The organism is Rahnella inusitata, from assembly GCF_003263515.1.
GTDB classification, from domain to species: domain Bacteria; phylum Pseudomonadota; class Gammaproteobacteria; order Enterobacterales; family Enterobacteriaceae; genus Rahnella; species Rahnella inusitata.
This window is the reverse complement of record NZ_JYDE01000001.1, coordinates 104185-128268: the sequence shown is the minus strand read 5'-3', so window position 1 is coordinate 128268 and position 24084 is coordinate 104185. Positions and strand designations below refer to the sequence as shown.

Genomic DNA, 24084 nt, shown 5'->3' with positions numbered 1-24084 from the left:
ATCCCGCTTTCCGGGCTCTCCTTTTGCTCACCAAACCTGATAAGACAAACATGGACGACTTAACCCTCCGATACTTCGACGCTGAAATGCGTTATCTGCGCGAGGCGGGCGAAGAATTTGCCCGTGCGCACCCTGACCGCGCTGCCGGATTGAATCTGGATAAAGCCGGTGCCCGCGACCCGTATGTGGAACGCCTGTTTGAGGGCTTTGCCTTTTTGATGGGACGACTGCGGGAAAAACTCGACGACGATCTGCCTGAGCTGACCGAAGGACTGGTCAGCCTGCTGTGGCCTCACTATCTGCGCACCATCCCTTCCCTTTCCATTGTGGAATTCACCCCCGAATGGCAGGGAATGAAAGAGCGCATGGCGGTGAGCAAAGGCTTTGAAGTGCTTTCCCGCCCGATAGGAGAACGTCGCACGCGCTGTCGCTACACCACCACGCAGGATATTGAACTGCTGCCACTTTCGCTCAGTCGCGCGGTGCTGGATACCGAACCCGACGGCCGCTCGGTGATCCGTCTGCGTTTTCACTGCGGCGAACTGGCCGACTGGAGCAAGATGACCCTGAGCCATCTGCCGATCTATTTTGATGCCGATGCGCCTCTTGCCTGCGCCCTGCATGAAGCTTTAACGCTCAATACCGCCAAACTGTGGATCCGTCTGCCGGGACAATACGACCGTCAGCCGCTGGACGCATTCTTCGCGCAGCAGGGCTTTAGCGAGCAAGACCAGCTGTGGCCAAAAGGCGACAGCGCGTTCAGCGGTTATCAGTTGCTGCTGGAATACTTCACTTTCCGCGAAAAATTTATGTTCGCCGCGCTGAAAGGGCTCGAAACCGTGGTTTTACCAGCAGAACTGGCGTGGTTTGAAATCGATGTCGTGCTGGAAAAGCGCTGGGAACATGATTTCTCGTTCTCGGAAAAACATCTGCGGTTGCATTGCGTGCCGGTCATAAATCTGTTCCCGCTGGAATCTGATCCGCTCTCGCTCTCCTCCTTGCAGACGGAATATCTGTTGCGCCCGATGCGCGTGCAGGATGGCTACACTGAGATCTACTCGGTGGACTCGGTTATCTCTTCCAAACATTCGGGACATCAGGTGTATGTACCTTTCACCAGCTTCCGCCACAAAGGCGGGATGCTGCGCCACGACGCACCGGAGTATTACTACCACACGCGCGTCAAACGTGGTCCTTCCGGCCTGCACGATACGTGGCTGGTGCTGGGTGGTGAGGCGTTTGATAACCACACCGTGCCGGAGAACGAAAACCTGTCCCTTAGCCTGACCGGAACCAACGGCCAGCTGCCGCGAAAATCACTGCAAAGCACGGTGCTGGATACCGCGGTGAAATCCACCGGGGCCAATGTGCGGGTGCGCAATCTGTCCGTGCCGTCGATGCCGTGTTATCCGCCGAACCGCGACCGTTTTCACTGGCGGGTGCTGAGCCATCTGGGCAGCAGCTTCCTGTGGATGATGGATAACGCCGAAGTCCTGCGCGGCACGCTGGCGCTGTATGACTGGACGGGAAATGAGATGAACCGCCGCCGTCTGGATGCAATCGCCGAAGTGAAGCACAGCGAGATCGAACGCTTTGAACGCGGTTATCTGCTGCGCGGCGTGCATATCGAAATCACGCTCGACAGCAACGGCTTTGCCGGTACCGGCGATATCTGCCTGTTCGGGGAAATGCTCAGCCGCTTCTTCGCACTGTACACCGATATACACCTGTTTAACCGCCTGACCCTGATACTGCAACCGACAGGAGAACGTCTGGAATGGGAAGAGAATCACAAGCCGCGCATTCCCGGCTAAACGCCAGGCTTGAGCGCGACATCGGCAAGATCAACTTTTTCCGTTTCTGTCAGTTACTGGAACAACAACCGGGTAGCCAGCCGCTGGGGAGCACTGCCAATCCTGCCGACGATCCGGTGCGTTTTCGCCCGCATCCGGGCATGGGGTTCCCGGTCAGTGAACTGAAGGCCTTCGAAACGGATGAAGAACATCCCGATGCGCCGCCGACGGTGCGCACCACGTTTATGGGGCTGTACGGGGTGGATTCGCCGCTGCCGACATCGTATATCGACGACATCACCCAGCGGCGCGAAGGACATGAGGCGCTCGAAGGTTTTCTCGATATTTTCAACCACCGCATCATGACGCAGTTCTACCGCATCTGGCGGAAATACTCGTATCCGGCCACCTTCGAAGCAGGCGGCAAAGACAACACATCGCAAAGCCTGCTGGGGCTGATTGGTATGGGGATCCCCGGTTCGCAACAACATTTTGCGACACCTTCCTCACGCTTTCTGGCATTGCTCGGAGTTATGCGCCAGCCGGGAAGAACGGCGGAAGGCGTGCAGGCGCTGGTGCGGCTGTTAGCGCCCTTCACCCAAGCGGATATTACGCCGCATTGCCTTCGATCTGTGCGCATCACCGCGCCGATGGCGTTTGCTGAAGAAGGGGCTAACTGGCTGGACGGCTACACCGTGATGGGAGATGAGGCGACCGATGCCAACAGCCAGTTGCTGATTTCCCTGCACACCTCAGACCCTGACGAGGCCAGTGAATGGCTGCCGGACGGTCAGATTTATGCGGATTTTCAGGTGCTGTTGCGAGTGTATCTGGGGTGGCGCTATAAGGCCTGTATTCAGCTGACGGTGCCAACGCACCTGCTACCCGCCCCCGTGCTGGGGGATACACCGATACGGCTGGGGCTGACCGGCGTGCTGGGGCTGGACAATGACGCACCGTCAGAGGATATCCCCGAATACTTTACCGTGGAGCTGGGCCGCTACAGCGGAATGGCTCGTGATATGCATCAGGAAGGAAATAGTCGTGTTATTACATACCTCTTTGAAAAGTAAACTCTGGTTGCCTGCGCTGGCTTTACTACTGAGTGGCTGCGGGCTGACCCAAACGGTGACAGACGGCACCGTCTCAGCCACAAAAGCTCTATTTTATAAACAGATAAAAGTGTTGCATCTGGATTTCACCGCCCGTGAAGCCCTGAATACCGATGCCACCGAGACAAACTCGTCCTCGCAGCCAGTGATGGTTCGCGTTTATCAGCTGCGCGATGATAAAAATTTCCAGAAAACGGTATATCAGCAACTGGCAGGCGACGGCGATGATGCCCTGAAAGACGATCTTCTCGCCAGTCGCAACGTGGTCGTGAAGCCGGGCACTGCGGCATCACTTGATATGCCGATGGAAAAGGATGCCAAATTTGTGGCGGTCGTGGGTCTGTTCCGTAATCCGGATATGGCCAAAGATCAGTGGCGTCTGGTGTTAACCCGTGAAGATTTGGATCCGGATAAACCGCGCACTATCGAACTGGGTAATAACGCGCTGACCCTGCTTGCGGAGAAAAAATGATGCCAGGCTCCCACTCTCCCTCACTCTACGAAATGCTGCTCGGCAACTTTGCGGGCGGCCTTGAGCTTCATCAGGTCAGTGAAGAGAATCAGGTGGTGCTTTCGGTGCTGGACAACATGCAGCGTATTCTCAACTGTCGCGCCGGAACGCTCAGCCATTTGCCGGATTATGGCCTGCCGGACATGAGCAAAATTTTGCAGGGAATGCCGGGCACGGCGCATTCCCTGTTAACCACCCTCTCCGCCACGTTGCTGAAATACGAACCGCGCCTGAAAAGTCTGAACGTGGTGCTGTTGCCTCAATCCACGCCCGGTCATCTGGAATACGGCATCGACGCCGAACTGAAAGAGGTGGGACTGGTGCGCTTTGGCACCGCGTTTATGCCTGAAGGGCGTGTATTGATCCGCCATCTGAAACAACAGCACTTCATCTGAACAGACGCCTGTGAAAGGAATCGATTATGTCTATTGAACGCCAGCTGCGCACCGGGGGTGACCCGCGTGCGCTGGCTGAGTACGCCGTTTTACGCGAAGAGCTGAGCAAACTCACACATCCGGCGCGCCCGGATGTGAACTGGAAAAAGGTCGAGCAGCTTTGCCTGAGCCTGTTCCAGCAAAACGGTATCGAACTGCAAACCGCATCGTGGTACACCCAGGCGCGGGCGCAACTCGTCGGGCTGAACGGGCTGAATGAAGGATTAGCCATCCTTGAAGCGCTGATCTCCCGTCAGTGGCCGGAGTTGTGGCCGCAACCGGTGCATGCGCGGATGGAGATCCTCACCGGATTGAGCCAGCGGCTCCAGCAATCCCTGCGGGGAATGACGCTGGAATACCGTGACCTTCCGCAGATTTATCAGGCAGAAAAGCTGATCAATGCGCTGTGTGACGTACTCCAGCGTCTGGAGCTGAAACATGTCAGTCAACTGGCGACACTGAGCACCTCTATGCACGGCGCAGCGGTTCGACTCGAAAATATGCACGCCACCACAGATGTGGGAGTCGTGCTGCCCGCCGCGGCAATGCAGGCGGAAAAGGAATCCTCAGACAGCACAGGCGAGCGCTGGGTATACGTTGCACAAGCCGAAACCGTTGAGCCACTGGTGGTAACTTCCCCGCCCGCAGCGTCCAGACGCCTGCCACAATGGAAAGGATTTATCGCGGGTGTGGTGGTGACGATATTGGCGGGCAGCAGCGTGATGGCGGGTATCAAGACCTTTTATCGTCAACCGCCCGGTGAACAGCTGATGGCGACGCTTCAGGGAATACCGCAACCGCTGACCCCAACGGCGATAGAAACGTTAAAAAAACGCCAAACTGAAATGCTTAACCGTGAAGCTCAGCAGCTTATTGCAGCAACGCGGCAGCAAACCCTTCGTCTGGCAAAACTCTCGCCGCGCTGGGCGCAGGATACCGGCACGCAGCTGGTGTATCAGACTCAGGCTCTGTGGCCGGATAACCCGGCAACCCAAAAGCTGACGCAGGAATGGACGCAGCAACTCTCCGCCAACGCCCTCCCTCTGGAAAAACTCGACGGCTGGTACTCGGCAGGCACGCAGTTACAACAGCTGGCAGATAAGCTCAACGGACTGGACGAGCAGCGCGGCAAATATATGACTGTCTCACAGCTGAAATCCTCCGTTTTTGCCATTCAGCAGGCACTCAACAGCGCCACGCCTGTCGAAGAATCACTGCGAAAACTCGCCGAAGCAAAACGCCAGAACACTACCGTCTCACCGCAACTGCTGATGCAACTCGACGTTCAGTTTGCACAGTTAATAAATCGCTACGCGATGCTGGATCCGGCGCCCCCGTTTTCACCGCCCCAGTAAACCCGCCATACTCCCGCCAGCTGCGACTTTCTGCTGGCGGTTCCCCCTCTGTTCTTTTACTCAAAATGTAAAAATTTGCTACAACCGTTACCCCTTCGCACCGCATTATTATCAAAATCGATGACATAAATTTACATTGCATTAGGATCATAAAGCGAAAAGGGCATTGGATTTTTAACCATTTGGTAACGGCTTTGGTACACAAAAAGTCACTACTGTACGCAGGGTAATTACATCCCTAAAACATCCAAACTGTTTGATCCAGATCAACGCAACATTATTTCCACGCTGTTTTTAAGGTTACTCGCGCTTTCTTCAACGCCTGCCCCATTTAGTTTTTGCCGCCTTTCTTCCCCTCTGATTCGAAAGTGTTTCAGGGACTGATTTCCCTGCGAAACCGTCCCTGTTAATGCCTTTGCCCGCTGTGGTTTAATCGCCCTCTCGCAAAACCCCGTTATACCTTCCTTTCATTCAAGACTTCACCTGCGAATGTCAGACATCGCCGGTTCCCGTGCCGGTGCCTGTGTTTGAAAGGATTACCTGACGCACAAAAAGAGGTTGTTATGTTTGGTCTTGATGCGCTTGAACTGGCCCGTATCCAGTTTGCGTTCACTGTCTCTTTCCACATCATTTTTCCCGCCATCACCATCGGGCTGGCCAGTTTTCTGGCGGTGCTCGAAGGGATGTGGCTGAAAACCAAGAAAGAGGCTTACCGCGACCTGTACCATTTCTGGTCGAAAATTTTTGCCGTTAACTTCGGTATGGGCGTAGTCTCCGGTCTGGTGATGGCGTACCAGTTCGGCACCAACTGGAGCATGTTCTCATCGTTCGCCGGGAGTATTACCGGCCCGCTGCTGACGTACGAAGTGCTTACGGCGTTCTTCCTCGAAGCCGGCTTCCTCGGCGTGATGCTGTTCGGCTGGAACCGTGTCGGCCCCGGTCTGCACTTTTTCTCCACCTGCATGGTGGCGCTCGGCACACTAATGTCGACGTTCTGGATCCTCGCTTCCAACAGCTGGATGCAAACACCGCAGGGCTACGAGATTGTGAACAATCTGGTCGTGCCGGTCAGCTGGATGAAGATTATCTTCAACCCGTCATTCCCGTTCCGCCTGATGCATATGACCACGGCGGCGTTCCTCGCCTCCGCGTTTTTCGTCGGATCGGCGGCGGCATGGCATTTACTGCGTGGCCGTGATACCCCTGCAATTCGCACCATGTTGTCGATGGCGATGTGGATGGCGCTGATTGTCTCTCCGATCCAGGCCTTTTTGGGCGACGCCCACGGTCTGAACACCCTGAAATATCAGCCCGCGAAAATCGCGGCAATTGAAGGCCACTGGGAGAATAAAGACGATAAACCGACGCCGCTGGTGCTGATCGGTTACCCGGACATGAACCGCGAAGAAACGCGTTACGCAGTGGAAATCCCCTATCTTGGCAGCCTGATCCTGACGCACAGCCTGACACATCAGATCCCGGCGCTGAAATCCTTCCCTAAAGAAGACCGTCCGAACTCCTCGGTGATTTTCTACACCTTCCGCATCATGGCCGGTCTGGGTATGTTGATGATTTTGCTTGGCGTGCTGAGCCTGATCCTGCGTCGCGGCGGCAAAATGTACACATCAAAAGCGTTCCTGCGCTTTGCTTTCCTGATGGGGCCGTCAGGTCTGCTGGCGTTGCTGGCGGGATGGATAACCACAGAAATGGGGCGTCAGCCCTGGGTCGTTTACGGCCTGCTGCGCACCAAAGACGCGGTCTCGAACCATAACGTGTTGCAGATGAGCGTCAGCCTGATCCTGTTCATCGTAATCTACTGCTCGGTATTCGGCGTCGGCTACGGCTACATGATGCGTCTGATCCGCAAGGGTCCGCAGGCGCATGAAGGTGAAAGCGTCGATCACGGCGGTCCCGGCCAGCACCGAACGCCTGCGCGTCCGCTGTCAGCCATCAAAGAATCACTGTCCGACGACGCTAAGGGAGTTTGATAATGGGTATCGATTTACCGCTGATCTGGTTTTTGATCATCATCTTCGGGGTGATGATGTACGTGGTGATGGACGGCTTCGATCTGGGTATCGGGCTGCTTTTTCCGCTGGTAAAAAAAGAGCACGACCGTGACGTCATGATGAACACCGTCGCACCGGTCTGGGACGGCAATGAAACCTGGCTGGTGCTCGGCGGCGCGGCGCTGTACGGCGCTTTTCCGCTGGCCTACTCGGTTATTCTGGATGCACTGACTATTCCGCTGACGCTGATGCTGTTCGGGCTGATATTTCGTGGCGTGGCATTTGAGTTTCGTTTCAAAGCCAGCCCGGCGAAACGCCATGTGTGGGATAAATCCTTCATCGGCGGTTCAGTGCTGGCGACGTTCTGTCAGGGCGTGGTGCTCGGCGCGGTCATCAACGGCATTCCGGTGGTTAACCGCACCTATGCCGGTGGTGCGCTGGACTGGCTGACGCCGTTTACGCTGTTCTGCGGCGTTGCGCTGGTGGTGGCTTACGCCCTGCTCGGCTGCACCTGGCTTATCATGAAAACCGAAGGCGAGCTGCAAGACGCGATGCATAAAATCGCCAAACCGCTGCTGGTACTGTTTCTGCTGGTGACGGCGGCCGTCAGCCTGTGGACACCGATTTCGCACAGCGATATCGCAACCCGCTGGTTCACGCGCCCTAACCTGTACTGGTTCCTGCCGGTGCCTGTGCTGGTGGTACTGGTCTCTACATGGATGTATCGCGCCATCAGCAAAAAAGCGCATCACGCGCCGTTCCTGCTGACGCTGGCGCTGGTGTTCCTGGGCTATACCGGCCTTGGGATCAGCATCTGGCCGAACATCATTCCGCCGTCCATCTCCATCTGGGAAGCCGCGTCACCGCCGCAAAGTCAGGGCTTCATTCTGGTCGGCGCGCTGTTTATCATCCCGATCATTTTGGTGTACACCTTCTGGAGCTACTACGTATTCCGCGGAAAAGTCACGCCGGATCAGGGTTATCACTGAGGGCACGCATTATGAATCTGATTCAGAAAATGGATGACAAGGTCATCACCAAAGCGCCTTTCTGGAAACGCGTCGGCTGGATGGCGATCATCTGGGGCGGCAGCGTTCTGGGGTTGTTTGTCGTCGCGACGGTATTCCATGTGCTGATGTATATGGCGGGAATGCGGGAGCATTAAATTACAAAAAGGCCGCTGCAATAGCGGCCTTTTTTACTTCTCCAGCACCAGTCCCACAAAATCCAGAATATCGTCCATGGCTTCCTGACGGGCTTCGGCGGAGGGCATGACGATCAGCTGATCGGAGTAGCCATTCATGATGGCGGAGAGTTGGCGGGTAACGCGTCCGGCGTTGGTGGAGCGGAAAACGCCGGTGTGAATGCCCGCGCTGATGATTTCGGCCAGCAGCTCCAGCCACTTCTGCACCATCAGTCGCGCCAGCTCAGCATAAGCCTCATTGTGCGCGGCAAGCTGCCATAACGAACCGTAGAGTTGCCAGATGTCACCCTGCGTGTCCGGCAAATAATTGCGCACCAGCGTGTGGAGTTTTTCCTGAGGATGCAGCAGGGCGATCTCTTCGGTGAACTCTTTTAGTTCCGCCAGCATCACCACGGATAACGCCTCAATGCATAAAGTCTGCCAGTCGCGGAAATAGTGATAAATATGGCTGCGGGAAATACCGACGTGCTCGGTCAGTTCCCGCGTGGTGACTTTCTCAATCCCCTTTTCGATAAAGAGGCTGATCGCGCCGTCGAGAATTTTGGTTCTCAGCGAGTCCGGGTTTTCTTTCATCATCTTTCCTGTGCTGGCCTTGAGCAACCGCTCTGGCCAGCATTTTATCAGGAAGGTTGGCGCGCGCCCAATGACTTACGCAATACCATTTTCAGCACCACTACGCTTGCGACAACCAGCACCGCCGCGCAAATCAGCACCGCCATAAAGGCCTGGTCAAACGCCGTTCGCGCCAGATCGGTAATGAGCGACGCGTGTTCCGGGCTGAGACTGGCCGCGATGCGCAGCGCTTCGTCGAGACTGTCATATGCGCCGTCTCCGGTGACTAATTCCGCTGGCAGCGACAGGCTGCGGCTGTAGACTGCCGTCATCAGGCCACCCAGTAAGGTTACACCTAATACCCCGCCCATCTCCCACGAAACGTCTTCGATTGCCGCGACCATGCCCGCTTTTTCTTCCGGTGCGTTAAGCATAATTGACGTCGAGGCCGCCGTGATCGCCCCGCCGAGGCCGAAACCTAACACCGCGAGGCTAATAAGTTGCATCGCCGTGCCGGTCTGGTGCCACAGCGCATAACTCACGATCCCCAGCGCCGCGAGAGCAAATCCTCCCACCATCATCGCGCGGGCACCGTAGCGCGGCAGCAACATACCGGCCAGCGGCGAGGCCAGCGCGGAGGCTACCGGGATCGGCAGAATAAACATCGCCGCCATGATCGGCTGTAACCCGAGCACCAGTTGCAAGCGCTGCGTCAGCACCAGTTCGATACCGACCATCGCGATCATCGAGGTGATTGCCACGCCGACGCCGCAGGCAAACGCGCGATTACGGAACAGTGAGAAATCGATCATCGGCTGCGCTGAATGCGCCTGGCGGCGGGCGAACAACCAAAGGAAGAATACGCCCGCAGCGGCAGCGCTGAAGATAACTGTCCATGACGAGTTAATCTGGCTCAGCTCTTTCAGCGCATAAATCACGCCGACCAGTCCGGCCATGACCATCGCCGATCCGACGAAATCACACGGACGCTGTTTGTTACCCTCGCCGCGAGGGATCAGCAGCAGCGCCAGCGGGAAGACGGCCAGCACCACCGGCACGTTAATCAGGAACACCGATCCCCACCAGAAATATTCCAGCAGAACACCGCCGACTACCGGCCCGAGCGCCGCGGCACCTGAGGCGACGGCTGCCCAGATGCCGATGGCCAGCGCCCTTTCGCGTTCATTGGAAAACACCTGACGCACAATCGCCAGCGTCGCGGGCATCATCATCGCTGCACCGACCGCAAGGAATACGCGTGAAGCGATTAGCATATCGGCGGAAGGTGAGAACGCCGCGCACAGGGAGGCCAGCGCAAACACCGGCAGCCCGCACATAAACAGTTTTTTGTGGCCGAGCCGGTCGCTCAGCATGCCCGCGCCGGGCAGCAAGCCCGCGACGACCAGCGGATAGGCATTCACTATCCATAATTTTTCCGAAGACGATGCGCCCAACGCCAGCGTGAGGCGCGGCAATGCGGTGTATAACACCGTCATATCGACGACGATCAGGAAAAGCGTACTGGTGACGACAGCCAGTGTCAGCCAGCGGTTATTGAAAAACATAAAAGCCTCAGAAGTTTTTGAGCACTTGCTCAAGCGCGAAAGGTACTTGAGCGGGCGCTCAAAAGCAAGGTGAGTCTGCCCGTTGGTTGAGCAATGATTTAACCCGCGAGGCGGGAACGGATGCGTTTTACGGACATGAAAAAGCCCGCTCGAAAGCGGGCAAAAGCATAGTACGATCTGATTTTAAGCTACGTCTTATTTTTCCCTGGTGTGGCAAAAACTACTCTTTCACCGTTTCCTCTAACGTGAAACGGCCTAACGGGTTCTGATGGAATTGTTTGATATTTTTGCGGGTCACGTTGCGGTAAGGGCTGTAATACAAATCGATCCAGTTCACGTCGGCTTTGGCTATTTTCTGCAAATCGATGTACATCTGTTCGCGTTTAACCGGATCCATTTCGATACGGGCGGCGGCGACCAGCGCTTTCACTTTTTCGTTATGGTAGTGAGTCATATAATTGTTGTTGGAATCGTGGCCCAGCGTGAACGTGGTTTTCTGATCCGGATCGAGAATGTCGTTGGTCCAGTACATCACCGAAATGTCGTAATCCCCCGCTACCAGCATGTCCCAGCTCTGACTCGGATCCACTTTTTGCAGATTGGCGGTGATCCCTGCTTTTGCCAGTTGTTGCTGTAAAAGTACGGCAATCTGCTCATCCACTTCATCCCCGGCATTCACCAGATATTTCAGCGTCAGGTTTTTTACGCCCGCCGCAGCCAGCAGTGCTTTGGCTTTTTCCGGGTCATAAGGACGCTGCAGGTTAGCGGCGTAGTGATACAGCGCACCGTCAGGGATATAAGAGTTAGCGACTTTGCCGTAGCCAAAGGTCACAGTATCGATGATTGATTTTTTATCAATGGCGAAATCCAGCGCCTGACGCACTTCCACTTTGGCGAGATCACCGTGGGCATGATTAATCAGCAAGTGATCTTCACGGGTGGAGGTGTCCAGCTCGACATCCAGTTTCGGGTCTTTTTGCAAGGATGAAATGCGCGAGAACGGAATCGACAGCGCCGCATCAATTTCACCGGCCTGTACCTTCAGCATGCGGGTGTTGTCATCCGGCAGCGTCAGCCATTCGACGCCGTCCAGTTTCACTTTCGCCGCATCCCAGTAATACGGGTTTTTCACCAGTTCGACTTTCTCACCACGCGTCCATTCCTTCACGCTGAATGCACCGGAGCCGACCGGATGCTCGGCGAAATCGTCCGCGCCCTGTTTGGTCAGCGCCTGTTGTGAAATTACCGAGGCGTTCGGCAGCGCCAGCTGGGATAAAAATGCCGCCGACGGGGTTTTCAGGGTGATCACCAGTGTGTGCGGATCGACCGCTTTCAGCGTATCAATAATGCTGTACGAATCTTTCCACAGTGAGCCCGCATCGTCACGAATGCGCGTCAGGCTGAACACGGCATCTGAAGCTGTCACCGGCGTGCCGTCGGAGAATTTGGCTTCGCGCATTTTCAGCGTATAAGTTTTGCCGTCCGGTGAAATCGTCCAGCTTTCCGCCAGTCCCGGCAGCAATTTGGTGCCGGTGTTATCGACCCGCACCAGCGGATCGAAAACGTTAGAGAACACCCAGTTATCAGCGTTTTGTGCGGATTTAATCGGGTCAAACGTGGTGCTGTCCTCGCGACGGCCAATGGTTAATACGCCGGCAGCCTGCGCCATTTCGCTGACCAGGCTCAACGCCAGCAACACCCCGGCGGCCACAACGTTAAAATGCTTTTGCTTCATGTCACATTCCTTCAGTCATCGGATAAATCCTGTCGCGGCTGTGGCCGTCAAGCACACAGGCGAAGGCATGGTCGGCGATATGCCGGGTTTCGGGTGCCACGCCGTGCCGGCACGCGGGAAGCGCATGAGCACAGCGTGGATGGAAAGCGCAGCCTGCGGGCAACGAGACCGGGCTGGGCGGCTCGCCGGGTAAAGAATGTTCGGGCAAGGGGCGGTCAGGATCGATTTCCGGTATGGCCGCCACCAGCGCGGCGGTATACGGATGGCGCGGCGTGTTAAACACCGTTTGCGTCGGGCCGCTTTCAACAATGCGCCCCAGATACATCACCGCCACGCGGTCGCACAAGCGGCGGACAATCGCCAGATCGTGGGCGATAAACAGGATCGCCAACCCCATGCTTTCGCGCAGATCCATCAGTAAATTAATGATTTGCGCCTGAATCGAGACGTCCAGCGCCGCAACGCACTCATCGGCGACGATCAGCCGGGGTTCGATGGCCAGCGCACGGGCAATTCCGGCGCGCTGGCATTGCCCGCCGCTCAGCGCCTGTGGCCGTTTGATTGCATGTTCCGGGCTGAGGCCGACCAGCGTCAGCAGCTCGCTTATCCGCGCGGGGATCTGCGCTTTCGCCACTTTCTGATGCACCCGCAACACTTCGCCAATACTTTCCCCCAACGTCTGACGCGGATTCAGCGAGGAATACGGATCCTGAAAAATCATTGCCGTTTGCTGACGCAGACGGGCGATGTCCGGCTTCACGCCGTCGGTGATCAGCTGTCCGCGAAACCGCACGCGTCCGGCGCTGGCGGTTTCAAGATGCAGCATCGCCCTGCCGAGCGTACTTTTGCCGCTGCCGGACTCGCCTACCAGCCCCAGCGTTTCGCCCGCGTTGATGTACAACGACACACCATTTACCGCCTGCACATAGCGTTTTTTCAGACCAAAACCGCCGGATACCAGAAACGCCACCGACAGTGCTTCGACTTCCAGCAGCGGATAAGGCTGCGGGGTGTTTTCAGATGGAAGACTCATTTTCCCTCCCGCTCAGCGGATGGTGGCAGGCGGCAACGTGGCCGTGGCCGGTTTGCATCGCAGGTTGCATCCGCTGGCACTGCGCCGTGGCGTTTGCGCAGCGCGGATGGAAACGACAGCCGGTGGGGAAGCGTGCCGCGACAGGCGGCTGACCGGGCAGCGTGATAAGCCTTCCACTGCCACCCTCGCTGACCGGCTGGCAGTCAATCAAACCGCGGGTGTAAGGATGTATCGCCTGCGCCAGCACCGGACGTTTATCACCTGTTTCGCACAGCCGCCCGCCGTACATCACGGCGATGCGGTCACAGGTTTGCGCCACCACGCCAAGATCATGCGTAATCAGAATAATGGCGATACCGAGACGATCGCGTAGATCGCGCAGCAGCCGTAAAATCTGCATCTGCACGGTGACGTCCAGCGCCGTGGTTGGCTCGTCGGCAATCAGCATTTTCGGTTCGCAGGCCAGCGCCACGGCAATCATCGCGCGCTGACGCATGCCTCCGGAGAACTCGTGCGGGTAGTTATCCACGCGGCGCAGCGGATCGGGGATGCCCACCTGCCGCAGTAATTCCACCGCCTGAAGATGTGCCTCACGATGGCTTGCGCCAAAATGCAGGCGACGGCTTTCGGCGATTTGCTGGCCGATGGTCATCACAGGATTGAGATGGCTGGCCGGATTTTGGAAAATCATGCCGATTTCCCTTCCGCGAATCGCCGTCATTTGTTTGTCGTTCAGCGTCAGTAAATCCGTGCCGTTAAACAGGATCTCACCGCCGCTGATAGTCAGCCCTTCGCCCGGCAGCAGCCGCATCATGGCGCGGCAGCTGAGGGTTTTACCTGAACCGCTCTCGCCGACCAGCCCGAGAATATCCCCTGCACTTAGCGTCATGGAAAGCTGATCCACCAGCGCGATGCCCTGCCGGTCTTGAATGGTTAAACCGCGAACCTGTAACAGCGTCATGGGCGCTCCCCCAGTTTGTCGCCGAGACCGTCGGCCAGCAGGCTAAAACTCATTGCCAGCACCACAATCGCCAGGCCGGGAAACGTGGTGATCCACCACGCGGTAGTGATAAAACTTTGCCCCTCGGCGACCATCACGCCCCACTCGGCCACCGGCGGCTGAACGCCCAGCCCGAGATAACTTACCGACGCACCGCTCAGCAAAACCAGCACACAGTCGGACATCGAAAACACCAGCGAACTGGTCAGGGCGTTCGGTAACAGATGCAAAAGCAAAATGCGCGGATGGCTGTAGCCCAGGCTGCGAGCCGCCAGAATGAAATCGCGGTGTTTGAGGGTCAGCACCTGCGAGCGAACCAGACGTGCGTACGACACCCAGCCGACCATCGCCATCGCGATGTAAAAACTGCCCAGACCCGGCCCGAGAATGGCGATGATCGACAACATCAGCACCAGAAACGGAAATGCCAGCACCACATCAATTATCCGCATAAACAGCGTATCGACCGCGCCGCCGAGATAGCCGGAGAATGCGCCGATGAGCGTGCCAAAGATGAACGGAAAAATGACGCCAATCAGGCAGATTTGTAGATCAACCCGCGCCCCCCACATCACCCGTGAGAGAATGTCGCGGCCAAAATTATCAGTGCCGAAAGGATGCGCCAGATTTGGCGGCAGGAGCGTCGCGGCGGCGTCCTGCGTAATCGGGTCGTAAGGCGCAATCCACGGGCTAAGCAGCGCCACCAAAACCCACACCAGCAACATCAGGATCCCCAGTCGCAATGCCTGCTGACGCGGCAGCCAGCGCAGATGAAAGGTTGGCAGACGCTGTGTGGGAGCTTTATCGGTCATACTCATTTTCATAGTTTCACCCTCGGATCCAGCGCGACCGTCACCAGATCCGCAATCAGATTCACGCCCACCGTCGCCAATGCAAACACCAGCACCACGCCCTGCACCACCATGTAATCCCGGCTGATGATCGCTTTGACCAGCAACTGGCCCATGCCGGGAATGGCAAAGACGCTTTCTATTACAACCGTGCTACCAATCAGCCAGCCAATGTTTACCGCCAGCAGATTGACGGTCGGCACCAGCGAATTGGGCATCACGTGCCGCCAGAAAATGCGGTTTTCGTTTTGTCCGCGCGCCCTGGCGGCGGTGACATAATCATTTTGTAATTCCATCAGCAGGCTGGCGCGCAGATTACGAGTCAGCACCGCCGAGAGCGCCAACGCCACCGTCAGACACGGCAAAAACAGATGGTGCAGCCGTTCCCCCGCATCGCTGCCGTAGCCTGAGACCGGAAACCAGCCCAGCGACAAGCTGAACAGCAAAATCATCATGATCGCCAGCCAGAACGCGGGCAAACCCAGGCCGATGGTGGATAAAAGGCGGATCATCTGATCGGCCAGCCGTCCGCGATGTCGGGCGGCAGTGGCGGCCAGCGGCACGGTAAACAGTATCGCCAGCAGCACGCTGCCGAGCACCAGATACAGCGTGGGTTCGATGCGCGTCATGATGAGTTTCAGCGTATCGACACGGTAAATCAGCGATTTACCCATTTCCCCGTGCATCAGGTTGCGCAGGAAATAGAGATATTGCTGCCACATCGGTTCATCCAGCCCGTACTGCGCCCGGATGCGGGCAATCGCTTCCGGCGAACTGCGCACACCGAGCAGGATCCTCGCCGGATCGCCGGGTATGGCACGCACCATGATAAAAGTGAGAATACTGATCCCCAGCAGCACCGGCAGCAGTTGCAGCGGTCGCCAGAGCAGAAATCGATAACGGTGCATGGCAATCCTCTAAATGGCAGTTTCTGGTGCAATGTGAGCGTCTGTTTGCCAGTGGTTCTACGTTAGCCCCCGCACAACCTCGCCGGTAGTTAGCAAAAATACTAGGTTTGCACCCGCCGTGATGTGGCACTGCGATTGCATAACTTTTATTCAACAAATCAAGTTGAGCAAAATCGGTGCCCGATCAGCCAATTCATGCGGCAAAGAAGCCAGACGAGGATAAATTCATGAAACTCGCAGTGAAAGACAGTGCGCAATTGATGCGGGAAACCACGGTGGAAGGCGCGTTCAGTCAGCTTTTCGCACAGACATCGCGTCTGGGCTTCGATGCCCTGATCTACGATTACACGCCGGTTCCCCGTTCTCTGGAAGGAGAGTTGATCACTCCGTCGTTGCTGCACATGTGCAACGTGCCGGGGGACATGCAGAGGTTGTGGCTGGAGAGCGGGTATTATCAGGTCGATCCGGTGCAGCATTACGCGCTGGAGAGCTGCGCGCCGTTCGTCTGGTCATATCAGCGTCCGGACAATACCTCGCTGCACAACCGTCTGAGCGATCTCAATAAACCGGTCACCCATTACATGTGTGATAACAATATGCCGAGCGGCGCAACGGTTCCGCTGCATCTGCCCAACGGCGGGTTTGTCACCGTTACCGGTATCCATACCAGCGCCGGGCACGAGCTGGATATTCACGACGCGCTGGCCGATCTGAGCCTGCTGGCGATGACCTTTCAGGAGTGCGTATTGCCGCTTTTCGACAGCAGCGTTCTGACCTGTCAGCACGTGCGTTTAAGCAAACGCGAGCGCGAATGTCTGGCATGGGCGGCACAAGGGCTGACCGCGAAAGAAATCGCGCGCAAACTATGCCGTTCGGTTGCCACAGTGACGCTGCATCTCAACACTGCCACCCGTAAACTCGGTGCCAGCAACCGCGTACAGGCGGTGGTTCGCGCGATGCATTACCGCCTGCTCGACAGCTGAGCCTTGCCCTTTTCTATCTTTTTTACTAGCTGTGTAGCCCCGTCGCGATGTTTACCCTGAAAAGATTATTCACCGGCAGGGGAAACAACATGATTAACGTCACTGAAGGTTTTGCGCCATTTCAGGAATACCAAACCTGGTACCGCGTTTGCGGCGATTTGCACAACGGCGTCACGCCGCTGGTGGTCGCACACGGCGGGCCGGGCTGCACACACGATTACGTCGATGCCTTCCGTGATATCGCCCTCACCGGACGCGCCGTCATTCATTACGATCAGATTGGTAACGGGCGCTCGACGCACCTGCCCGACAAACCGGCAGAGTTCTGGCAACCTGCGCTGTTTCTGGCCGAGTTGGACAATTTGCTACGCCATCTCGGTATCGAAAAGGATTACGCGCTGCTCGGGCAATCCTGGGGCGGAATGCTGGGTGCCGAACATGCGGTGACACAGCCCGCAGGCCTGAAAGCGCTGGTCATCGCCAATTCCCCCGCCTCGATGACGCTCTGGCTACAGGCCGCCGCCCGATTGCGCAGCGAGCTGCCCGCCGACGTACAGCACACCCTGCTGGCGCATGAAACCGCCGGAACCCTTGAGAGCGATGACTACAAAGCAGCATCGCAGGTGTTCTATCAGCGCCATGTCTGCCGCGTCGACCCATGGCCGGAAGAGGTCCTGCGAACCTTCGCCGCGATGGACGCCGATCCGACCGTCTATCACGCCATGAACGGCCCAACCGAGTTTCACGTGATCGGCAGCATGAAAGACTGGACAATTATCGACCGCCTTCCCACCATCAATGTGCCGGTACTCTTGATATCAGGCCGCTACGACGAAGCCGCCCCGGAGGTTGTGCAGCCGTTTTACGATCTGATCCCGAAGGTAGAATGGGTGATTTTCGAGAGTTCCAGTCACATGCCGCACGTGGAAGAGCGCGAAGCGTGTATGACGTGTGTGGGAGAGTTTTTGGTCAGAATAGAGGGGTTTAAGGGCTAACACCTTGTCAAAAAATACTTCAACTTATTGATTTTACTTTAATACCCCACCCGCTCCCACCCCTTTACACGGGAGGGAGCGGAGCGAGTCATCATTAAAAGCCATCACAGGTGGCAACCCACCGGTTCTACCCCTGCCCAAAGATCTTGATCACTGCATCCAGATGATCTTTCATGGCTTTTTTAGCCGCGCGACCATCGCGCGCTTCCAGCGCGGTCAGGATTTCGAGATGTTCAATCTCGGAACGGTGCGGCATGTCCTGCGGCGTGTAATGCATTTGCAGGCTGCGAAACATCGTGCCGTAACGGTGGCCGAGAAGGTGAGCGATGATAAACGCGTAAGCAGGGTTGCCGCTGGCCTGCGCGATGCGGATATGAAATAAACGGTCACCGGGATGAGTCGCAGAACCCTGCCGGTTATCGCGACAGTTCTGCTCATATGCCAGCCGAATCGCCGCAAGTTCCTCATCTGTTGCATGTCGTGCTGCCAGCGCGGCGGTTTCCGGTTCGATTAATCGCCGTGTTTGTAGCAGAGAAAATGGTGGTAACTCGGCGGTAAAATCCAGCTCGATATTCAGCTCATCATCCACGTCTGCCCACTGATTGCGCCCTGCCTGAGACATCACCGGCTCCTTCGACGGAATCACCGCCGAGGCTGGCGGATGACAGACAATCACACCGTTGCCGACGCGGACATCCACCAGCCCGATGACTTCCAGCGCAATCAGCGCCTCACGTACCGACGCACGGCTAACCTGTAACTGACTGGCCAACTCTCGCTCTGCGGGAAGGCGGCTGCCGGGCGGAAATTCCTTACTCTCAATTAACGTTTTTAGCTGGTCAGCTATCTGCCTGTATATTCTGGGATTTTCTAATTTTTTTATCGGCATCGGACACCTGAGGTCAATTCTCATTAAGTGATTCAGCTAGCAACTTTAGGATAAAAATCTTGCTGAATTGTTTTATGCATGTAAAAAATTGGTTAATCGAAATCGTGTTTTTGGGTTGAGCTTGCCGAATATCTTAGCAAAAAGCATCTCCTATCACGCGTTTTTTTCACCCCCAATGGCCTGACCATTAGACCTATAACCGTAATTTTCTCAGGAGTTGCTATGAACCTGGCAGGGAAAAAAGTTCTGATTACCGCCGCCGGACAAGGCATCGGATTTAACACCGCGACGCTGTTCGCCAGTCAGGGCGCAGAGGTCATTGCCACCGACATCAATATCGATGCGCTGCAAGATATTCAGGGCATCCGTCCCCGCATTCTGGATGTGACTGATCCGCAGGCCATCGCCGCAGCCGCAGAAGAGATCGGCCCGGTCGATGTGCTGTTCAACTGCGCGGGCGTGGTACACAGCGGCGATATTCTGACGTGCAGCGAACGCGAATGGCAGTTTGCGCTCGACCTCAACGTGACGGCGATGTTCCACATGATCCGCGCCTTTCTGCCCGCCATGCTCGAACGCAGCAGCGGTTCCATCATCAATATGTCGTCTGTGGCATCGAGCATCAAAGGCGTGCCTAACCGCTTTGCCTACAGCGCATCAAAAGCTGCCGTCATTGGGCTGACCCGATCAGTCGCCGCCGATTATGTTACCCGGGGTATCCGCTGCAACGCCATCTGTCCGGGCACGGTGGAATCCCCTTCTCTGCGCCAGCGCATAGCCGCACAGGCTGAAGCGGAAGGCCGAAGCGAAACCGAGGTTTATCAGGCATTTGTTTCACGCCAGCCCATCGGGCGTATCGGGAAAACTGAAGAAATTGCCCAGCTGGCGCTGTATCTGGCTTCCGATGCCAGCTCCTACACCACCGGCACGGTACAAATTATTGATGGCGGCTGGAGTAACTGAGTCCTGACCGCCAAATTTAATACATTGAAGAGGGAGATTTGAATGAAATTATTACGTTACGGTAAAGCAGGATCTGAACGCCCCGGCCTGCTGGACAGCAAAGGTAATTTGCGCGATCTCTCTGCGCACATTGCCGATGTTCGCGGCGAATTTCTGCACCCGGAAACGCTGGAAAAACTGCGCCGTCTGGATCCGGAAAGCCTGCCTCTGGTGAGCGGTGAGCCACGCCTCGGCGCCTGCGTCGCTCAGGTCGGCAAGTTTATCTGTATCGGCCTCAATTATGCCGACCATGCGGCAGAAACCGGCGCGGAGATCCCGAAAGAACCGGTCATTTTCAGTAAATGGACCAGCGCGATTGTCGGGCCGAATGACGATGTGGAGATCCCGCGTGATTCAGTCAAAACCGACTGGGAAGTGGAGCTCGGCGTGGTGATCGGCACCGGCGGGCGCTATATCAGCGAAGCTGACGCAATGTCGCACGTTGCCGGCTATTGCGTGATCAACGACGTCTCGGAACGTGAGTTCCAGATTGAACGCGGCGGCACCTGGGACAAGGGCAAAGGCTGCGATACGTTCGGCCCGACCGGCCCGTGGCTGGTCACGGCGGATGAAATCCCCGATCCGCATCAGCTGAACTTATGGCTGGAGGTCGACGGCAAACGCTTCCAGAACGGCAATACCCGCACGATGATTTTTCAGATCCCCGAAATCATCAGTTATCTGAGCCGTTTTATGAGCCTGCAAGCCGGGGACATCATTTCTACCGGCACCCCGCCGGGCGTCGGATTAGGGCAAAAACCGCCGCAGTATCTGAAAGCCGGTCAGGTTATGCGTTTGGGTATCGAAGGTCTGGGCGAACAGCGCCAGAAGACGGTACAGGCGTAGTCCCCTAATTTCTGCTGATGGAAGATGAAATGACAAAGATTACGGCTTTACGGGTCGAAGATGTGCGTTTCCCCACGTCACTCTCGCTGGACGGTTCGGATGCGATGAATCCTGACCCCGACTACTCCGCTGCTTATGTGATTTTAGAGACGGACAATCCTGACCTGCGCGGTCATGGGCTGACGTTCACCATCGGGCGCGGCAATGAAATCTGCTGTGCGGCCATTAATGCGCTGGAACATCTGATCGTCGGTCGCGAACTGGCGGGCATTACCGCCGATATGGGGCAATTCTGGCATGAATTTACCAGTGACAGCCAGCTGCGCTGGATTGGCCCGGATAAAGGTGCCATCCATCTGGCGACGGGCGCGGTGGTCAATGCAGTGTGGGATTTATGGAGTAAAGCCGCCGGAAAGCCGCTGTGGCAGTTAGTGGCCGATATGTCGCCGGAAGAGCTGGTTCGTTGCATCGATTTTCGTTACATCACCGACTGCATTACGCCGCAGGAAGCGCTGACGCTACTGCAACAACGGGCGGACAACAAACCACAAAGACGGGAAAAGCTGCTGGCTGAAGGTTACCCCTGTTACACCACGTCGGCGGGCTGGCTGGGGTATCCGGACGACAAACTACGCCGTCTGTGTCAGGAAGCGGTCGACGCCGGTTTTGACTATCTCAAGCTCAAAGTTGGCCGCGATCTGGAAGACGATATCCGCCGCGTGCGTATCGCCCGTGAAGTAATCGGCCCCGACCGCAAGTTGATGATCGACGCCAATCAGGTGTGGGAAACCGACGAGGCCATTCCGTGGGTGAACGCCCTCGCCTTTGCCAAACCGTGGTTTATCGAGGAGCCGACCAGTCCGGATGACATCGAAGGCCATCGCAAAATCCGCCACGGCGTCGCACCGGTAAAAGTGGCGACCGGCGAAATGTGCCAGAACCGTATCATGTTCAAGCAATTCATCATGCGTGAGGCCATCGACGTGGTGCAGATTGATGCCTGCCGTATGGGCGGCGTGAACGAAGTCCTGGCAGTGATGCTGATGGCCGCCAAATACAACCTGCCAGTGTGCCCGCATGCGGGCGGCGTCGGCCTGTGCGAATACGTGCAGCATCTGTCGATGATTGATTATCTGTGCATCGCCGGAACCCATGAAGGCCGGGTGATTGAATATGTCGACCATCTCCACGAGCATTTTGTCCATCCGTGTGACATTCGCGGCGCAGCCTATATGCCGCCGAAAGCGCCGGGTTTCTCGATCGAAATGCATCAGGCTTCCATCGACAAATACCGTCATCACGCCTGAGCCTGAAAACACGCGGAGAACCTGAAGGATGCGAATCGACAGCCATCAGCATTTCTGGCACTACACACCGCGAGATTACCGCTGGATTAGCGACACCATGGCGGTATTAAAGCAGGATTTTTTGCCGGAAACGTTGCGAAACACGTTACAACGTCACGATATGCAAGGCACGATCCTGGTTCAGGCGTGTTCAGACAGCCGCGAAACACAGTGGCTGCTTGAAATCGCTGAAAAAACTGACTTTGTGTGCGCCGTCACCGGCTGGATAGATCTGCTGCCCCCTCAGCTGGAACAGCAACTGGAGGCGCTTTCTCATCCGCTGCTGCGCGGCTTCCGGCATCAGGTTCAGGATGAAGTCGCACCCGCACAGTGGCTCAGCAATACCGGCATCAACAGGGGGATCAGGCAGTTACAGCAGCGAGATTATGTGTACGAAATTCTGGTGACGCACCAGCATCTGGCCGACGCCGTGCAATTCGCCAAACGTCACGATAACTATTTTCTGGTGCTGGATCATTTTGGCAAACCCGACCTGAGCCTCGGCGCGGCGCACTGGGCAAAACATGTTGCGCCGCTGGCAGCAATGCCGCACGTCAGTTGCAAACTCTCAGGTTTGCTGACTGAACCGCGTCCGGCTGGCGTCACGCTTAATGACCTGTTGCCCTATTTCGACGCCGCGCTGGAGATTTTTGGCACTGAACGGCTGATGTTTGGCTCCGACTGGCCGGTGTGTCTGCTGGGGGAGAGTGACGAAGATCCCTGGTCGCTCTGCGAGCAGGCCATCGCGACGCTCAGTTCTGACGAGCAGGCAGCCATTTTTGGCGGCAATGCCTGCGCAGTTTACCGATTACAGGAAACGAGCAATGAATCTGCATTTGCAAAATAAAGTGGTGATAGTCACTGGCGGCGGTTCAGGCATTGGCGCAGCCATTTCACTGACACTGGCCGGAGAAGGCGCGATCCCGGTCATTATCAGCAACACGGAACCGGCGAATGAATTGATGCATCAGCTGCAGCAGCAGGTTCCACAGGCCAGTTTTATCCTCACCGAGTTGCGTGAGGAAGCCAGCTGCGCGGCGGCGGTAAGCGAAGTGATGTCCCGCTATGGCCGCATCGACGGGCTGGTGAATAACGCCGGTGCCAATGACAGCGTCGGGCTGGACGCCGGACGCGAAGCTTTTGTCCGCTCACTGGAGCAGAACCTCATTCATTACTATCTGATGGCGCATCTGAGCCTCGACGCCCTGCGCGCCAGCCGGGGTGCCATCGTCAATATCAGCTCTAAAACCGCGCTGACCGGCCAGGGAAACACCAGCGGTTACGCCTCGGCAAAAGGCGGCATTCTGGCGCTGACCCGCGAATGGGCAGCGGCGCTGCTTAAGGATGGAATTCGGGTTAACGCGGTTATTCCGGCAGAGGTGATGACGCCGTTGTACGAGCGCTGGATCAAAGGCTTCGAGAATCCTGAAGAAAAATTGCACCAGATAACTTCACATATTCCACTGGGGCAACGCATGACCACGCCGCAGGAAATCGCCGATACCGTGGCGTTTCTGCTTTCATCACGCACCTCTCATACCACCGGCCAGTGGCTGACGGTGGACGGTGGCTACATGCATCTTGACCGGGCGTTAACATGAGCCGCCGTTACGTTCAGGCACTGGATCTGGCCGACGATCCGCTGCTTATCGAAGAATATCAGCGTTATCACCAGCAAATCTGGCCGGAAATTTCTGCACACCTGAGACGTTACGGCGTCACGGAAATGGAAATTTATCGGCTCGGAAACCGGCTGATGATGGTGATGGAAACCACGGAAGATTTTGACGACGACCTGTTTGAACGCCGCAGTCTGGAAGACCCCAAAGTCTGTGAATGGGAAGCGCTAATGTGGAAATATCAGCGCCCCACGCCCTGGACACCTGCCGGTGAGAAATGGGTGGAAATGGAGAGGATTTTCTCCCTGAAGGATCAGCCGTAGTTTTCACCTCCCCTTCGCC

Annotated in this window: 24 protein-coding genes; 16 read left to right on the top strand and 8 right to left on the bottom strand. The window is 56.6% G+C overall.

What is annotated here, in order from left to right:
- Positions 1 to 50: 50 nt before the first annotated feature.
- From tssF to TU92_RS00555, 8 genes are all read left to right on the top strand, one after another.
- On the top strand, positions 51 to 1814 hold the full coding sequence (tssF, locus tag TU92_RS00590; protein WP_112164033.1) for a type VI secretion system baseplate subunit TssF: 1764 nt from the start codon (positions 51 to 53) through the stop codon (positions 1812 to 1814).
- Positions 1778 to 2866, top strand: coding sequence for a type VI secretion system baseplate subunit TssG (gene tssG, locus TU92_RS00585; RefSeq protein WP_112164032.1), 1089 nt, complete (start codon positions 1778 to 1780; stop codon positions 2864 to 2866). The genes tssF and tssG overlap by 37 nt, the downstream gene beginning before the upstream one ends.
- Positions 2838 to 3377: a type VI secretion system lipoprotein TssJ gene (tssJ, locus tag TU92_RS00580; RefSeq protein WP_244207837.1), complete on the top strand. Its 540-nt coding sequence runs from the start codon at positions 2838 to 2840 to the stop codon at positions 3375 to 3377. Before tssG ends, tssJ begins: the two co-directional genes overlap by 29 nt.
- Complete coding sequence (tssE, locus tag TU92_RS00575) at positions 3377 to 3811, top strand: type VI secretion system baseplate subunit TssE (protein ID WP_112164085.1); 435 nt, start codon at positions 3377 to 3379, stop codon at positions 3809 to 3811. Before tssJ ends, tssE begins: the two co-directional genes overlap by 1 nt.
- Positions 3812 to 3837: 26 nt before the next feature.
- Positions 3838 to 5205 carry a VasL domain-containing protein gene (locus TU92_RS00570; protein ID WP_112164030.1) on the top strand — a complete coding sequence of 456 codons (1368 nt, stop codon included), beginning with the start codon at positions 3838 to 3840 and terminating at the stop codon, positions 5203 to 5205.
- A gap of 563 nt (positions 5206 to 5768) precedes the next feature.
- Entirely contained in the window at positions 5769 to 7193 is a 1425-nt protein-coding gene (locus TU92_RS00565; protein ID WP_112164029.1) for a cytochrome ubiquinol oxidase subunit I, read from the top strand.
- 2 nt (positions 7194 to 7195) lie between these two features.
- Positions 7196 to 8203 (top strand): cytochrome d ubiquinol oxidase subunit II, encoded by a 1008-nt coding sequence (gene cydB / locus TU92_RS00560; RefSeq protein ID WP_112164028.1) that lies wholly within the window; start codon positions 7196 to 7198, stop codon positions 8201 to 8203.
- Positions 8204 to 8214: 11 nt separating this feature from the next.
- Complete coding sequence (locus TU92_RS00555) at positions 8215 to 8379, top strand: DUF2474 domain-containing protein (protein WP_208640489.1); 165 nt, start codon at positions 8215 to 8217, stop codon at positions 8377 to 8379.
- A gap of 33 nt (positions 8380 to 8412) precedes the next feature.
- Here TU92_RS00555 and TU92_RS00550 read toward each other — a convergent pair whose 3' ends face one another.
- The 7 genes from TU92_RS00550 to TU92_RS00520 all read right to left on the bottom strand — a co-directional run bounded on the left by TU92_RS00550 (position 8413) and on the right by TU92_RS00520 (position 16062).
- Positions 8413 to 8991, bottom strand: coding sequence for a TetR/AcrR family transcriptional regulator (locus TU92_RS00550; RefSeq protein WP_112164027.1), 579 nt, complete (start codon positions 8989 to 8991; stop codon positions 8413 to 8415).
- Positions 8992 to 9038: 47 nt separating this feature from the next.
- A complete protein-coding gene (locus TU92_RS00545) occupies positions 9039 to 10535 on the bottom strand; it encodes an MFS transporter (RefSeq protein ID WP_112164026.1) in 1497 nt (498 codons plus the stop codon).
- 220 nt (positions 10536 to 10755) lie between these two features.
- Positions 10756 to 12270, bottom strand: coding sequence for an ABC transporter substrate-binding protein (locus tag TU92_RS00540; protein ID WP_112164025.1), 1515 nt, complete (start codon positions 12268 to 12270; stop codon positions 10756 to 10758).
- Between the two features lies 1 nt (position 12271).
- Positions 12272 to 13303, bottom strand: a complete 1032-nt coding sequence (locus TU92_RS00535) for an ABC transporter ATP-binding protein (protein WP_112164024.1) — start codon at positions 13301 to 13303, stop codon at positions 12272 to 12274.
- Complete coding sequence (locus tag TU92_RS00530) at positions 13287 to 14264, bottom strand: ABC transporter ATP-binding protein (RefSeq protein WP_112164023.1); 978 nt, start codon at positions 14262 to 14264, stop codon at positions 13287 to 13289. Before TU92_RS00530 ends, TU92_RS00535 begins: the two co-directional genes overlap by 17 nt.
- A complete protein-coding gene (locus TU92_RS00525) occupies positions 14261 to 15121 on the bottom strand; it encodes an ABC transporter permease (protein WP_112164083.1) in 861 nt (286 codons plus the stop codon). Before TU92_RS00525 ends, TU92_RS00530 begins: the two co-directional genes overlap by 4 nt.
- A gap of 2 nt (positions 15122 to 15123) precedes the next feature.
- Positions 15124 to 16062: an ABC transporter permease gene (locus TU92_RS00520; RefSeq protein WP_112164022.1), complete on the bottom strand. Its 939-nt coding sequence runs from the start codon at positions 16060 to 16062 to the stop codon at positions 15124 to 15126.
- A gap of 227 nt (positions 16063 to 16289) precedes the next feature.
- On the opposite strand from TU92_RS00520, the gene TU92_RS00515 reads away from it, so the two are divergent.
- A complete protein-coding gene (locus TU92_RS00515) occupies positions 16290 to 17045 on the top strand; it encodes a LuxR family transcriptional regulator (protein ID WP_112164021.1) in 756 nt (251 codons plus the stop codon).
- Between the two features lie 89 nt (positions 17046 to 17134).
- A complete protein-coding gene (locus tag TU92_RS00510; RefSeq protein WP_112164020.1) occupies positions 17135 to 18040 on the top strand; it encodes a proline iminopeptidase-family hydrolase in 906 nt (301 codons plus the stop codon).
- A 127-nt stretch (positions 18041 to 18167) separates the two neighbouring features.
- Here TU92_RS00510 and TU92_RS00505 read toward each other — a convergent pair whose 3' ends face one another.
- Positions 18168 to 18929 carry a FadR/GntR family transcriptional regulator gene (locus tag TU92_RS00505; protein ID WP_112164019.1) on the bottom strand — a complete coding sequence of 254 codons (762 nt, stop codon included), beginning with the start codon at positions 18927 to 18929 and terminating at the stop codon, positions 18168 to 18170.
- Between the two features lie 222 nt (positions 18930 to 19151).
- Here TU92_RS00505 and TU92_RS00500 point away from each other — a divergent pair, with 222 nt between their 5' ends.
- From TU92_RS00500 to TU92_RS00475, 6 genes are read left to right on the top strand one after another with little or no spacing between them, the layout of a single operon-like run.
- Positions 19152 to 19892, top strand: a complete 741-nt coding sequence (locus TU92_RS00500) for an SDR family oxidoreductase (RefSeq protein ID WP_112164018.1) — start codon at positions 19152 to 19154, stop codon at positions 19890 to 19892.
- Between the two features lie 42 nt (positions 19893 to 19934).
- Entirely contained in the window at positions 19935 to 20777 is an 843-nt protein-coding gene (locus TU92_RS00495) for a fumarylacetoacetate hydrolase family protein (RefSeq protein ID WP_112164017.1), read from the top strand.
- A gap of 29 nt (positions 20778 to 20806) precedes the next feature.
- The gene (locus TU92_RS00490; protein ID WP_112164082.1) at positions 20807 to 22084 is read left to right on the top strand and encodes an L-fuconate dehydratase; all 1278 of its coding nucleotides are present in this window, start codon (positions 20807 to 20809) and stop codon (positions 22082 to 22084) included.
- Positions 22085 to 22112: 28 nt separating this feature from the next.
- Positions 22113 to 22970, top strand: a complete 858-nt coding sequence (locus TU92_RS00485) for an amidohydrolase family protein (protein WP_112164016.1) — start codon at positions 22113 to 22115, stop codon at positions 22968 to 22970.
- Positions 22948 to 23724 carry an L-fucose dehydrogenase gene (locus TU92_RS00480; protein ID WP_112164015.1) on the top strand — a complete coding sequence of 259 codons (777 nt, stop codon included), beginning with the start codon at positions 22948 to 22950 and terminating at the stop codon, positions 23722 to 23724. Before TU92_RS00485 ends, TU92_RS00480 begins: the two co-directional genes overlap by 23 nt.
- Positions 23721 to 24065: an L-rhamnose mutarotase gene (locus TU92_RS00475; RefSeq protein ID WP_112164014.1), complete on the top strand. Its 345-nt coding sequence runs from the start codon at positions 23721 to 23723 to the stop codon at positions 24063 to 24065. Before TU92_RS00480 ends, TU92_RS00475 begins: the two co-directional genes overlap by 4 nt.
- Positions 24066 to 24084: the final 19 nt, after the last annotated feature.